At 67.5% G+C, this 13,645-nt stretch carries 11 protein-coding genes, 1 tRNA gene and 1 pseudogene; 6 read left to right on the forward strand and 7 right to left on the reverse strand.

Features of this window, described 5'->3' with window-relative positions:
- Window positions 1-102: 102 nt before the first annotated feature.
- Window positions 103-1,443, reverse strand: coding sequence for an FAD-dependent oxidoreductase (locus tag ACWW1C_RS09620; protein WP_455983219.1), 1,341 nt, complete (start codon window positions 1,441-1,443; stop codon window positions 103-105).
- Between the two features lie 255 nt (window positions 1,444-1,698).
- Between ACWW1C_RS09620 and ACWW1C_RS09625 the strand changes: the two genes are divergently transcribed.
- Both ACWW1C_RS09625 and ACWW1C_RS09630 read left to right on the forward strand, forming a co-directional pair.
- Complete coding sequence (locus ACWW1C_RS09625; RefSeq protein WP_455983220.1) at window positions 1,699-2,142, forward strand: hypothetical protein; 444 nt, start codon at window positions 1,699-1,701, stop codon at window positions 2,140-2,142.
- 427 nt (window positions 2,143-2,569) lie between these two features.
- The gene (locus ACWW1C_RS09630; protein ID WP_455983221.1) at window positions 2,570-4,267 is read left to right on the forward strand and encodes a diguanylate cyclase domain-containing protein; all 1,698 of its coding nucleotides are present in this window, start codon (window positions 2,570-2,572) and stop codon (window positions 4,265-4,267) included.
- A gap of 138 nt (window positions 4,268-4,405) precedes the next feature.
- Here the strand turns inward: ACWW1C_RS09630 and ACWW1C_RS09635 are convergent.
- Window positions 4,406-4,491 (reverse strand) — tRNA-Leu (locus ACWW1C_RS09635).
- Between the two features lie 74 nt (window positions 4,492-4,565).
- On the opposite strand from ACWW1C_RS09635, the gene ACWW1C_RS09640 reads away from it, so the two are divergent.
- The 3 genes from ACWW1C_RS09640 (at window position 4,566) to ACWW1C_RS09650 (ending at window position 7,925) form a co-directional block, all read left to right on the forward strand.
- Window positions 4,566-5,897, forward strand: a complete 1,332-nt coding sequence (locus ACWW1C_RS09640) for a M20/M25/M40 family metallo-hydrolase (protein ID WP_455983222.1) — start codon at window positions 4,566-4,568, stop codon at window positions 5,895-5,897.
- Window positions 5,898-5,926: 29 nt separating this feature from the next.
- Window positions 5,927-6,451 carry a YbhB/YbcL family Raf kinase inhibitor-like protein gene (locus ACWW1C_RS09645; protein WP_455983223.1) on the forward strand — a complete coding sequence of 175 codons (525 nt, stop codon included), beginning with the start codon at window positions 5,927-5,929 and terminating at the stop codon, window positions 6,449-6,451.
- 118 nt (window positions 6,452-6,569) lie between these two features.
- Window positions 6,570-7,925 carry a hypothetical protein gene (locus ACWW1C_RS09650; RefSeq protein WP_455983224.1) on the forward strand — a complete coding sequence of 452 codons (1,356 nt, stop codon included), beginning with the start codon at window positions 6,570-6,572 and terminating at the stop codon, window positions 7,923-7,925.
- Here the strand turns inward: ACWW1C_RS09650 and ACWW1C_RS09655 are convergent.
- Both ACWW1C_RS09655 and ACWW1C_RS09660 read right to left on the reverse strand, forming a co-directional pair.
- On the reverse strand, window positions 7,903-9,372 hold the full coding sequence (locus ACWW1C_RS09655) for a WS/DGAT/MGAT family O-acyltransferase (protein ID WP_455983225.1): 1,470 nt from the start codon (window positions 9,370-9,372) through the stop codon (window positions 7,903-7,905). The two genes, ACWW1C_RS09650 and ACWW1C_RS09655, sit on opposite strands and share 23 nt — an antisense overlap.
- A gap of 32 nt (window positions 9,373-9,404) precedes the next feature.
- On the reverse strand, window positions 9,405-9,956 hold the full coding sequence (locus tag ACWW1C_RS09660) for a 2,4'-dihydroxyacetophenone dioxygenase family protein (RefSeq protein ID WP_455983226.1): 552 nt from the start codon (window positions 9,954-9,956) through the stop codon (window positions 9,405-9,407).
- 101 nt (window positions 9,957-10,057) lie between these two features.
- Between ACWW1C_RS09660 and ACWW1C_RS09665 the strand changes: the two genes are divergently transcribed.
- Window positions 10,058-11,062, forward strand: coding sequence for an AraC family transcriptional regulator ligand-binding domain-containing protein (locus tag ACWW1C_RS09665; protein WP_455983227.1), 1,005 nt, complete (start codon window positions 10,058-10,060; stop codon window positions 11,060-11,062).
- On the opposite strand, the gene ACWW1C_RS09670 is transcribed toward ACWW1C_RS09665, so the two are convergent.
- The 3 genes and pseudogenes from ACWW1C_RS09670 to ACWW1C_RS09680 form a co-directional block, all read right to left on the reverse strand.
- Window positions 11,059-12,117, reverse strand: coding sequence for a quinone-dependent dihydroorotate dehydrogenase (locus ACWW1C_RS09670; protein WP_455983228.1), 1,059 nt, complete (start codon window positions 12,115-12,117; stop codon window positions 11,059-11,061). The two genes, ACWW1C_RS09665 and ACWW1C_RS09670, sit on opposite strands and share 4 nt — an antisense overlap.
- A 160-nt stretch (window positions 12,118-12,277) precedes the next feature.
- Window positions 12,278-12,487, reverse strand: a pseudogene (locus ACWW1C_RS09675) (DUF5703 family protein); the annotation flags it as partial.
- Window positions 12,487-13,521 (reverse strand): YncE family protein, encoded by a 1,035-nt coding sequence (locus ACWW1C_RS09680; RefSeq protein ID WP_455983229.1) that lies wholly within the window; start codon window positions 13,519-13,521, stop codon window positions 12,487-12,489. The gene ACWW1C_RS09680 and the pseudogene ACWW1C_RS09675, both read right to left, overlap by 1 nt.
- Window positions 13,522-13,645 lie beyond the last annotated feature (124 nt).

The raw sequence follows: 13,645 nt of genomic DNA on the forward strand, positions 1-13,645 counted from the left end.
CGAGTCGGAGCGCTATCACGTTGCGGGACAAATGATTCACCGCCCGGCAGACCCAATCGGCCCGGAAACGAACGCACCGTTCGTTTCCGGGCCGCGGCGCAATCAGCCTCTACCGGCCCTGATCATGTCCGCACGGGGCACCACCTTGACCCGCTCCCGGCCCTGCTGTTCGCCAAGGGCGATCTCGTGAGCGTCGAGGCGTTCCCAGTCCTCCCATGTGGTGTAGTCGATGCCGTTGCCGGCCAGGTGTTCCAGGATGGCATCGGGTTCACCGATCTCCGGTGCGCGGAGCCCGGGCAAGTCGGCCAGCAGGCTGGTGATCGTTTCGGACGCATCAGATTTGGTGTGCCCGATGAGTCCGATCGGCCCGCGTTTGATCCAGCCGGTGACGTAGGTCCCTTCGATCAGCTCGCCATCGAGGTCCAGTACCCGGCCGGCGTCATGCGGGACGACGCCGGCGTGGTGGTCGAACGGCACATCGGCCAGGTGTGAGGACAGATAACCGACGGCGCGGTACACGGCCTGCACCGGCCAATCGGTGAAATCTCCGGTGCCCCGGGCGGTTCCGTCACCGATCAGTTCGGTGCGCTCGGTTCGCAATCCTTCGACCCGGTCGGTGCCGAGCACCGCGACCGGGGATTGGCACAGATGAATGTGGATGCGGTGCGGGGCTCCGGTGGGCTCGGCGTCGAGGTAACGCATCATGGTGTTGACGACGAGCTTGGTGGATTTGCTGGCGTTGATGGCCCGCTGGCTGCCCTCGTCGACCTCGAAGCCCTCCGGATGCACGATGACGTCGACGCTGGGGGAGTGGGACAACTCGCGGAATTCCATTGGCGAGAACTTGATCTGGGCGGGGCCACGCCGGGCGAACACATGTACATCGGTGGCCTGATTCAGCGAAAGGCCTTGGTACACATTGCCGGCGATCTCGGTGGTCAGCTGCTCGTCTGCGGGTTTGGCCAGCATCCGGGCGATGTCGAGGGCCACATTGCCCGCGCCCAGGACCGCGACGCTCTGGGCCTCCAGTGGCCAGGTTCGCGGCACGTCGGGGTGGCCGTCGTACCAGGACACGAAGTCTGCGGCGCCGTAGCTGCCGGGCAGCTCGATCCCGGGAATGTCCAGCGGGCGGTCGGCGCGTGCACCGGTGGAGAAGATGACCGCGTCGTAGTAGCGCCGCAGATCGGACAGTTTCAGGTCGGTGCCGTAGTGGACGTTTCCGATGAAGCGGATCTCATCGCGGGAGAGCACGCGGCGTAGCGCCTTGATGATTTCTTTGATCCGGGGGTGGTCGGGCGCGACTCCGTACCGGACCAGCCCGTACGGGGCCGGCAGCCGGTCGAACAGATCGACCCTGGCTTGCGGGTATTCGTCGGCCAGGATGTCGGACGCATAGATTCCCGCTGGGCCTGCCCCGATCACCGCAACCCGGATGTCGCGCATTTAAGCACCTCCCTCAATTAGGTAAGGCAAGCCTAAATTGGTACGGCGGTACTGCAAGGTCTACGTCATGGCGACGTCGGAGATGCTCGTCACAACCTACGACTGTCTCCAGCCCGAAAGTCGTTGGCCGGCAGCGCACCAAGAAATCACCAAGGCGTCGGCCGCAGCCTTGGGAGTGACCGACGAACCGTCGACACCCGCCATGAAGCACTTACCGAACAGAGGCAGGCCACAAAGATGATGAAGCTCGCGCTGATGGCCACACAGCTTTCTGTGGCCATCGCGACCACCGTCGCGGTGGCCGCCTGCTCGACGAGCGGCGCGCCGTCGGCCTCCGCTGATCCGCAACCGACTCTCGGTGGTGTCTGGAACCCGAGCGTGCGGGGCTACGGAACGGTCCGGCCGATGAGAGTCTTCAACGGCGGCGACCCGACAGGCGATATCTGGGACATCACCTGGTCGTCCTGGGGCGGAGAACAGGCCGTCGGCAGAGGACTTTCCTACGGGCTACCGCCGGGCGCCACCAGCGTCGCGGAGTCGATCAAGCAACCGGCGACGATCGTGGCCTACAACCTCGGCACCTGCGATGGCCGGCTGATGTACCAGGCGGCGAAGTGGTACTTCCCCGGCAATGGAGAGACGTTCGATCCGGCCGGGCACTACAACATCTGCACCGGCGATTACGTCAACGGCATTTGACGAGGCGGCCGCCGGCGGGGCGGTGTTGACAGGCCGTCGTACAGCCCTGAGCGGTAACAGGTGGGCCGCGAAAAACGTTCGTACTGAGTGCAATCGGTGTCTGACGCGTCGAGTGGGGACGCGGTGGAAGGGTAACCCGACAAATTCGCTACAACGCCTTCGACGTGAACTGCGTCGCGCATCAACCAGCGCCATTTGAACGGGGGAAACACGCAAAACAGAGCCGCCAAACACGCTTGGGTGGATCATTGTGGCTCATCGACACTGCCTAGCGGAGGGGCGGGCAATGCAAGGTCCGGGCGCTGGTGTGCATCGGGAGGTGGGGCTGGCAGCCGCGGGGGCGGTTTTTGTTGTCGCAGCGTTGGATTGGGTCGGTTGGGCGCTGGGGATCGAGGCATTCACGCGAGTGTTTCGGACCTGGCCGCCGATGACACCTTGGACGGCGTTGTGGGTGGCAGTGCTGGCGCTGTCGATCCGCATGCAATCGGGAAATCCGGCGCGGAGTCGTGTGTGGGTCGGCCGGGGCCTGGCCGTAGTTGTGGGTGTACTCGCCTGCGCGACTCTCGTGGAGTACGCGACCGCCAGGTCACTGGGCATCGATCAATTCTGGTTCGGCGCGGCAGTACGCAGCCAGCAATTGTCTTGGCCGGGGCGGCCGGGCCCGCAGGCGGCAGCAGCGGTCCTGCTCTTGGCCACCGCCGTCGCATTGACCCGGGTGGACCGCCGCGGGGTCGGCGTGGTCTGGCCGGTGTGCCTGGCCGGTGGTGGGCTCATCCCACTGGTTGCTGTCGTGGCCTATCTGTTCGATGCCGAGACGCTCGTGCAGGTGCGGCCGTCGACCGGCATAGCGATGTTGACCGCTGTGGCAGCGATACTCCTCGTCACCGTCGCGTCGGCAGCGCGTCCGGACAGGGTTCCACTCGTCTGGCTGCTCGCCCGGCCCGACCGGGTCGCGCTGCTCCGCTTGTACGGCCTCGCCGTGGGCGTGCCGGTCTTCGTGTCGTTGGGCCGGCTCGCGTTGTTGGCCCTCGGTATGAACGAGAACGCGGCCTTCGCTCTGTCGGTCACGTTGGCCACGGTGGTAGCCGCAATGGTCGGTTTCCGCTTGCGCCGCCAAGAGCAACATCCCCTGATCGAGCAGGAGCGGTTGAGCAGGGAACGCGCCGAAGCCGAGCGCAGACGTGCTGAAGCTGAGGGGCGATATCGGATCCTGGCCGACAACAGCGTGGACATCGTTGTTCACCTTCGCGAAGGCCGCGTCGTGTGGATTTCACCGTCGGTGGAAGGCCCTTTCGGAGATCCACCCCAGAAGTGGATCGGCTCTGACTATCTCTCCCATGTCCACCCTGATGACGTCGACAACGTGAGAGCCCGGCTGCAGGAGATCGGCAACGGCAACATGGCGGCCGCGCGGTATCGGATCCGCGCCGACGCGGGGGCCTATCACTGGGTCGACGCCCACGGCAAGCCCTACATCGACGCGGAGGGCAACGCCGACGGTGCCACTGGGTCGATGCGTGTCGTCGACGATCGGGTCGAGGCGGAGCAGCGTCTGGATCGGTTGGCCCGGTTCGACATTCTGACCGGTCTGCCGAACCGTGCCGAGGCGTTGGGAATCCTTGAGGGCGCAATCGCGCACGCGCGATCGCCCGGCGCCGACCTCGGCGTCCTGTTCTGCGATATCGACCATTTCAAGGACATCAACGACACCTGGGGACACGCTGTCGGTGACGCTGTGCTCGCGACAATGGCAAGGCGGGTCCGCGAAAGTGTGCGCCAGGGAGACATGGTGGGGCGGATAGGCGGAGACGAGATGCTCGTCGTCCTGTTCGGCCTGCACGGGTATGACGAGGCCGTCAAGATCGCCGACGTGATTCGATGTCGTGCCGCCGAACCGATCCATGAATCCGGGCGCACGGTACATGCGACCCTGAGCATTGGTGCCACCCTGGCCGTTCCCGGCGAATCCGTTTCGTCGATCATCGGCCGCGCTGACACGGCGATGTACCAGGCCAAGTTGGGCGGTAGAAACGCGGTCGTCCGGATCGAATCAACCGAGCCGCGAGCTCACGTCGGCAACTCCAAACGCGACATCTCGACCCGCGGCGTCACCGCAACGCGGTGACGGTCGACCTATGTCCTGTTGTTGTCTTGTGTGATCGCGGCTGCCCGCTCAACACACTCCATCGGCCAAAAAAATGAGGCGAGCGTTGTCGCTCGCCTCAGTCGTGTGTGTGATCGCGGCTTCGCCGCTCACTACGTGTGTCCGAGGGGGGACTTGAACCCCCACGCCCGTTAATAGGGCACTAGCACCTCAAGCTAGCGCGTCTGCCATTCCGCCACTCGGACCTGCCCTGCCGTCTGGCCGGGCAGCTTAGGCTAACGGATCGAGGTGCCCAGTCCAAAACCGAGGTGGTACGAATGTGACTGTGACTGCGCCCGAAGACGAAGTCGTCGACCTCGTCAGCTCCCTCATCCGGTTCGACACCTCCAATACCGGGGAGCCGGAGACCACCAAAGGCGAGGAAGACTGCGCCCGCTGGGTGGCCGAGAAACTGCGCGAGGTGGGCTACACCACCGAGTACGTCGAAGCGGGTGCGCCGGGCCGCGGCAACGTGTTCGCACGGCTCAAAGGCGCCGACTCGAACCGGGGCGCCCTGCTGATCCACGGCCACCTCGACGTCGTCCCCGCCGAGCCCGCCGACTGGAGTGTCCACCCGTTCTCCGGCGCGGTGAAAGACGGTTATGTGTGGGGCCGTGGCGCGGTCGACATGAAGGACATGTGCGGCATGATGATCGCCGTTGCGCGGCATCTGAAGCGCGAGAACATCGTCCCGCCCAGAGACCTGGTCTTCGCCTTCGTGTCCGACGAGGAGCACGGCGGCACGTACGGCTGCCAGTGGCTCGTCGACAACCGCCCCGACCTGTTCGACGGCATCACCGAGGCCATCGGCGAGGTTGGTGGTTTCTCGCTGACCGTCCCGACCAAGGACGGCGGCGAACGCCGCCTGTACCTCATCGAGACGGCCGAGAAGGGCCTGTCCTGGATGCGGCTGACGGCGCGCGGCCGGGCCGGGCACGGCTCGATGGTGCACGACGACAACGCCGTCACCGAGATCGCCGAAGCCGTCGCGAAGCTGGGCCGGCACCAGTTCCCGCTGGTGCTCAGCGAATCGGTCGAGCAGTTCCTGGCCGCGGTCTCCGAGGAGACCGGCTACGACCTCGACCCGAACTCGCCGGACTTGGAAGGCAGCATCGCCAAGCTGGGCGGTATCGCCCGCATCGTCGGCGCCACCCTGCGTGACACCGCGAACCCCACCATGCTGAAGGCCGGCTACAAGGCCAACGTCATCCCGGCCACCGCCGAGGCCATGGTCGACTGCCGGGTCCTACCGGGCCGCAAAGAGGCGTTCGAACGCGAGCTCGACGCGCTGCTCGGCCCCAACATCACCCGCACCTGGGAGCGCGACCTGCCCAGCGTGGAAACCACGTTCGACGGCGACCTGGTCGACGCGATGAACTCGGCGATCCTGGCCGTCGACCCCGACGCCCGCACCGTCCCGTACATGATGTCCGGTGGAACGGACGCGAAATCCTTTGCTCGCCTTGGCATCCGGTGCTTCGGCTTCGCGCCGCTGAAGCTGCCGCCCGAGCTGGACTTCGCGGCGCTGTTCCACGGGGTCGACGAGCGGGTACCCGTGGACGCACTACAGTTCGGCGCCAAGGTCCTCGAACACTTTCTGACGCACTGCTGACCGACTCTGCCGACCATCGAAAGGACATCATGACCGCTTCGCCGTATGACAACCTGCCGCAGCTGCCGACCTTCACCCTGACGTCCGCGTCGCTGTCGGACGGTGGTCCGCTGGCCAACGATCAGGTCAGCGGCATCTTCGGCGCCGGGGGAGAGGACGTATCGCCGCAGCTGAGTTGGTCGGGCTTCCCGGCCGAGACCCGCAGCTTCGCCGTCACCGTCTACGACCCGGACGCCCCGACCGCGTCGGGCTTCTGGCACTGGGCCGTCGCCAACCTGCCGGCCGACGTCACCGAGCTGGCCGCCGACGCGGGCAACGGCGATGCGCTGCCCGGTGGTGCCATCACGCTGACCAACGACGCCAGCCTGAAGCGCTACCTCGGTGCCGCCCCGCCGGCCGGTCACGGCCCGCACCGCTACTACATCGCCGTGCACGCGCTGCCGGTGGACAAGCTCGACATCCCCGAGGACGCCACCCCGGCCTTCCTGGGCTTCAACCTGTTCATGCAGGCCATCGCGCGGGCCGTCATCCACGGGACGTACGAGCAGAAGTAGGACCGCGGCGTCGGGTCGCGCAGGCCAGGACGCCGACCTAACATCGGACCGAGGCCGGTGGCAGCGATGCCCGCCTGCCGGAGCAAGGGGGCCATCCGCTTTGTCCACATCTACGCCGGTGAGCAAGCGCTCGGCACCGACGGATCAGGACCGCCTCGACTACATCGACCAGGCCACGTTCCTGTCGTACCGGGCCAGCGGCCGGGTCCAGGTCGGCATGGCGTTGTGGTTCTACGAGGGCCCGGTGGACCTCGACGGGTTGCGCCGGTTCAACGAGAACTTCGGCAAGGGGTTGGTGGCCCGGTACATCGAGCGATCCCCGATACCTTTCGGCCGACATCGTTGGGTGGCCGCCACCGGCGCCCCGCGCCCGATCGACATCGCCGAAACAGCTTGTCCGCGTTCCGAACTGAGCGACTGGCTGGAGGAGCGGTCGCGGATACCGATCGATCCGGAGCGCGGGCCGGGCTGGCACCTCGGCGTCCAGCCCTTCACCGACGGCTCGACAGCAGTTGCGATGGTGCTGTCGCACTGTCTGATCGACGGCACCGGATCGGTCGTCGCATTCATGGACGCGGTCCTGGGCAACGAACGCAACCTCGGTTACGGGCGGCCCCATTCCCGCACCCGCTGGCAGGCGATCCGCGCCGACCTGCGCCAGACACTGAGGGACCTGCCCGAGGTTCGGCGCACCGTCGCGGTCGCCGCAAAGCTGGCCTACCATCGTCGCGGTGAGATGGCCGCGGGCCCTGCGGCGGCAGACCCGGCCGGCGCCGACGAACTCGTGCAGGTGCCCTTCGCCTCCGCCAATATCGACATCGGCCACTTCGACGCCCGCGCCGCCGAGCTCGGTGGCAACGGCTATTCGCTGGTCTCGGCGTTCGCCGTCCGTCTGGGGGTCCGGATGGGCAGGCAGCGCGCGCGGGACGGTGCCATCTCGTTGATGGTCGCGATGAACGACCGCACCTCGCTCGAGGACACCCGGGCGAACGCGATGACCTTCACCACCTTCACCGTCGACCCCGCCACGGCCACCACCGACCTCACCGAGCTCCGCGGCGCGATCCGCACCGCGCTGCGCAGTGCCCGGGAACAGCCCGACGAGTCCTTCCAGCTGCTGCCGCTGACGCCGTTCATCCCTCGGCGGGCGGTGCGTAAGACCGCGGCCATGGTGCTCGGCGAGCTGCCGGTCACCTGCTCGAATGTCGGCGACGTGCCGGATTTGGTCGGCCGCATCGACGGAGTGCACCAGGCCGACATCGTGAACTGCTGGGGCGTCGAACAGAACGTCAAGAAGGCGGACATCGAACAGGCCGGCGGTCTGCTGGTGGTGACGGCCCTTCGCCACAACGGCAAGGTCACCCTGGGCATCGTCGGTTACCAGGTCGGTGCCGAGAACACCAAGGCCGTGCTGCGCGACCACGTGCAGCAGACCCTGGATGAACTCGGTGTCACGCCGCTGGCGGTTTACTGACCGCGGTCGTCAGCTCCGCCAGGGAGCCCCGCACCGCGTCGAGCAGAGGCCACGGATCGTCGAGCTGCGCGCGGTCGACCACGATGCCGAAGGCGAGCTCCTCGCGGTAGCTGAACACCGTGATGTTCAGACCGACGCCGTGCAGCACACCCGAGACGGGGAACTGCGAAAGCTGTTCGGCGCCTGCGCAATACAGGGTGGTGGGGGAGCCGGGCACGTTGGAGATCGCGGCGTTGACCGCCGGCTGCAGGAACGACGCGCCGTGGCGCAATGCGGTGCCCGTGGCGCGGGCGAACAGGGCCGGCGGGATGAGATCGTTCGCGTCCTCCAACAGGGATGCCGGCAGTGTCCGATGACGCTGTTTCGCGGCGGTCATGGTGGCGCGCGCCCGGTGGAGCCGCTGGACGGGGTCGGGTTCGTCGGTCGGCAATTCAGCCATCATGACCGAGACCCGGTTGCCGAACGTGCCGATCTGTTCGGGTGTCCGGACCGACACTGGGACGAATGACAGCATCGGCCCGTCGGGCAGCTCATCGTGCTCCGTCATCCACGACCGCAGGCCCGATGCACACATCGCCATCACGACATCGTTGATGCTGCAGCCGAACTGGTCCTTGACGGTCTTCACCTCGGCCAGCGACACCGAACCGAACGCCACGCTGCGATGCTGCGAGATGGGCGTCTGGAATCTCGTCCGCGGTGCGACGAGCTCGGTGCATTCGGCAGCGTCGCTACGTTCCAGGAATGCCTTGGCGGACCGGCTGTTCCGGGCGATGGTGTTGACGCCGGGCACGCCTCGCAGGGTGGGGACCTCGTCGAGGTGCGGCAGGGCCCGCAGCGCGGCGCGGATCGACCGCACCGGGTACCGCGATGCGTTGAGCAGGCCGCGGCCCAGGAGGTCGACCTGCGACGGCTTCCGCCGCGGTTCCCGCGCGACCGGAGGTTCGACGACGCGTCCTTCTGCGGTGTCATCGAGCAGGACCCGCAGCACATCGGCGCCCGAGACGCCGTCGACCGCCGCGTGGTGCATCTTGATCAGCAGTGCGACGGACCCGTCGGCCAGGCCGCTGATCACATGGATTTCCCACAGCGGCAGTGACCGATCCAACGGGCGCGCGATGAGTTCGGCGACGTGGTCGGCGAGGCCGCGGTCGTCACCCGGTGCGCACAGCGCGGACTCCTGGACATGGTAGCTCAGGTCGACGTCGCCGGAGTCGTCCCAGTAGGGGTGGTCGAGGTCGAACGGCACCCTCACCAGTCGCCAGCGGAACGGCGGCAGCAGCGGCAGCCGCTCGGCCACGAGGTCCCGGATGACGTCGGCGGTCAGTGCGCGGCCGTCGGCGGTGGTGGGCGCGTACGTGCCGAGCACACTGACGTGTCCGTGTGCGCGGCCGTCCTCCATCGCCAGGAACTGGGCGTCGAGGCTGGTCAACTTCCGGTAGGTCATGGCCGGTCCTTTCAAGGCTCGGTGGCTGATGGTCAGGGTTTGAGGACACCGGCGGTGCCGCCGTGGACGAAGACGGGGTTGGTGCCCTGGGCCGCGGAGACCGTCTCGGTCAGGTAGTGCAGGGACACCGCGTCGAGGATGGAGTGGAACGAGCCGTCCTCGTTGAAGTTGACGTTCGCGCCGTCGACGATGATGAGCGCGACGGTGTCCTCGGTGTTGTCCTCGGGCGTGAAGAAGGTGTGGACCGAGCCACCGGGTTCGTAGAGGTAGGAGCCGGCGGTCTGGGGCTGGTCGGGGTACTCGCGGTACAGCCAGCAGCCCTGCAAGGTGTACACCTGCGCAGGACCGGTGTGGTAGTGGAGCTGCAGGCCGACGCCCGGGGCCATCCGGGCGAGGATGACGTACTCGCCGCGCTCGGTGTCCAGCCGCAGCGGGTGGAAGCTCATGCCGGGGCCGAGGGCGTCCTTCAGCAGCGGGGTCTCGGTGAGGTTGACGGTCAACAGCTCGCCTTGCGGCAGCGCGACCAAGGGGAGCGGGGCGCCGCTGAGCGTGGTGACCATTTCGGGGGATGCGATGGCGGTCATGTCAGGCCTTTCGGTGTGGGCTGGGTTGCTATGGGTCAATTCTGTGATCTCCAACGCGGCAATACTTGACATCAAGCGACAGCTTCTTGACAGTGGACGACATGTCGTTCGTGCGGGGCACGTCGTTGCAGGGCTTCCTTGAGCTCGTCCGCGAACTGGGCGCCGATCCTGAGCCCCTGCTCGACCGGAGTCGCATCCCGATCGAGGCGGTCGGCGACCAGGACAATTTCATCGACTACCGGAGCGTCGTCACGGTTCTGGAGGCCGCCGCCGCGGCGACCGCAGCGCCCGACTTCGGCCGGCGGCTGGCCCTGCGCCAAGGCCTGGACATCTTGGGACCCGTCGGGATCGCGGCGCGGACGGCGGCGAACGTAGCGGCTGCGCTCGCCGCGATCGACCAGTACATGGCGGTGTACAGCCCCGCGCTGTCGGCGGCCATCGACCCGCAGCCGACCGCGCGCTACGCCCGTTTCGACTGGCGTCTCGCCGTGTCCCGGCCCATCGTGCACCGGCAAGCGGCCGAGTTGGCTCTCGGCGTATCCCTCCGGGTGTTCCGGCTGCTGACGGGGCCCGACTTCAGTCCGGCCGTGGTGCACTTCCGGCACGAGCCGCTGACGACCGCCGAGAGCTATGCCGAGTACTTCGGGTGCCCGGTGCGCTTCGCCATGTCCGACAACGGCTTTCGCTTCCCGCGCGCGGTCCTCGCCCAGCCGCTGGCGGCGGACGGCGCGGTGCACGACGTGGTGCGGGGCTACCTGAACACCATCGCGGTGCCGGCTGATTCACAGACGGCTGAACCGGTCCGGCTGCTGATCCGCCGGATGCTGCCCACCGGAGGCCTGACCCTCGACCTGGTTGCGCAGCAACTCGCGGTACATCCGCGCACGCTGCAGCGGCAACTGGAGGCGCAGGGGACGTCGTTCGCCCTGCTGGTCGACGAGGTGCGTCGCGAGGACACCGACCGCTACCTCCGCACCACCGACATGCCGTTGGGTCAGTTGGCCGGACTACTCGGCTACAGCGAGCAGAGTGTGCTGTCGCGGTCGAGCCGGCGCTGGTTCGGGATGTCGGCGTCGGCGTATCGGCGCACCGGAGTCAAGGGCTAAGCGCCGGAGCCCACCGCGTCGGCCAGCGACGCGAACCCGCCGGCCTTCAATTTCACGGCCAGGCCGTCGTGAATGTGCTTGGCCCACAAGCCGCCGCCGTAGATGAAGCCCGTGTAGCCCTGCACCAGCGATGCGCCGGCGACGATTCGCTCCCACGCGTCGTCAGCGGTCTCGATGCCGCCGACGCTGATCAGCACCAACTGGTCGCCGACCCGTTTGTGCAGCCGCCGCAGCACCTCGAGCGACCGCGCGGCCACCGGCGGGCCGGACACTCCGCCCGCACCCAGTTCGGCGACGCCGGGGGTCAGCAGTCCTTCGCGGGAGATCGTGGTGTTGGTGGCGACGATGCCCGCGAGTCCCAATTCGACGGCCAGGTCGGCGATCTCGTCGACGTCGTCGTCGGACAGGTCCGGTGCGATCTTCACCAGCACCGGCTTGGTGGTCTCGGCGCGCACCGCGGCCAGGATCGGCCGCAGCGATGCCACGGCCTGCAGGTCGCGCAGCCCCGGCGTGTTCGGTGAGCTGACGTTCACCACCACGAAGTCGGCCAGCGGCCCGCACAGGCGGGCGCTCTCGGCGTAATCGTCGACAGCGTGCTCGGCCGGCGTGACCTTCGTCTTTCCGATGTTCACCCCGATGGGTACCGTCGCCTGGCTGCGGGTGAGCTTGAGGGCAAGTTCACCGGCGCCGTGGTTGTTGAAGCCCATCCGGTTCAGCAGCGCGCGGTCGTCGGCCAGCCGGAACAGCCGCGGCGCCGGATTACCGGGCTGCGCCTGGGCGGTGACGGTGCCGACCTCGGCGTAGCCGAAACCAAGCGGACCCCACGCGTTGATGCCGCTGCCGTTCTTGTCGAAGCCGGCCGCCAATCCGACCGGGCCGGGGAATGTCACCCCGAACACCGTGGTCTGCAACACCGGATCCGACGGTGCCAGCCACTTGGCCAGCAACCGGCGGCTCACGCCCAAGCCGGTCGCCACGCGCAGCAACGCGAACACCCAGGTATGAATCCGTTCCGGGGGCACCCGGAAGAACACCCAGCGCAGGGCGCGATACATCAACGGCTCCTCACATCGACGGCTGTTCGGGCGCCAACCTATCGGGCACATTCCCCGTCGCTTCGCCCGCCCTGGACACATTCCCCGTCGCTTCGCTCGCCCCGGGCCCAATTCCCGTCGCTTCGCCCGTCCCCGGCACACTTCCCGTCGCTTCGCTCGCCCTGATCTTGCGACGACGCAGCAGCACCCGGCGCGAACCATCGGTGTACAGACGCACCCGGGTCAGTTCCCACCCGCGATATTCAGCCTCGATCGACAGCCGGATCGATGCCGACAGTCTGGTGACTTCGGGAGGCAGTCGGAGCGGAATCCATTCGTAGTCGTCGGACAAGTCCTCCGCCCACGCCGCCGGCATCCGCCCCCGCTGCATCAGTGGTTCCCGGCGTTCGCGATCACTTGGACTCCGGCACCCGACCCCGACACCACGAACAAGGTGCCGGTGCGTTCGTCGAAAGCGAGGACGTCAGGCTGCTGCACGGTGCGGTATCGGACTTTCTCGACAGGGATCCCAGTCGAAAGATCGTAACCAACCACGCTGTTTGTCGCGGTCTGTGAAACCCAGGCGAGTTTCGACGATCCGACGAGGCCGTACGGCGCACCCCGCACCGGCGCCTGCTGGCGCAGCATCAGCGGTGTCGTACCGAACACCAGCAGACTGTCGCCGCGGGTGTCGGCGACCAGTACCCGGCCTGCGGGGTCGGCGGCCACCGTCGTGGCACCCTCGCCGGCGCGCAACGCTTGCGCGACGTCGGTGCCCTCGGCGTTCACCTCGGTCACCGAGGTCTGCCCACGGTCCAGGACCACGACGGTATTGCCTTGCGCGGCAAGACCGTCCACGCGGGCAAAAGCCTTCATCCGGGACTGCGCGGCGCTGCCGTCGACGATCAGCACCGCCCCGTCGGCGGTGCCCAGCGCCAGTTTCCCGTCGGCGCGGCGGGCGATGGCGGTGAAGTCGGTGCCCGACTGGCCGTCGACCGCGATCGATTGCACCGTGCGCTTGCCGATGTCGAACCGCAGGTAGCCGCCGCGGGTGGACAGAAACGCCAGGCCCGCGCCGTCACCGGTCAGGCCGGTCGCGGCCGCCGGCAGCAGCACCGGCGGGGTGCCGGGGACCGTCGCCACGGGGCGTCCCGTCGCATCGGTGCCCAGCACCACGAGCGACGACGTCGCCGCATCGAAGGTCGCGCCGGCCCCGGGGCCGGGGAGCGGACGGACCACGCCGTCGGGGGCGCCGCTGACCGTGGGTGATACCGCGGCACGCGCTGGGGAGATGGTCGGCGGCGGCGTCTCGGCCGGGTGTGACGAACATGCCGTCAGGGCGCCGATGGCCAGTGCGGCGGTTGCGAATCTTGTTACGCTCACTCGATATTCACGCGGCCGACAATTAATGGGACGGTGATCCATTGACACAGGCGGTCTTTCGGTCGGTGAACAGCAGGTAAGCGCTAATTGCCAGTTTAGGCAAATATATTGGCGTTAATTATCGTCGTCCGGCAGGTACGTCTCGTACCGGCGGGGTATGGTCGGA

Source organism: Mycobacterium sp. HM-7 (assembly GCF_053852335.1).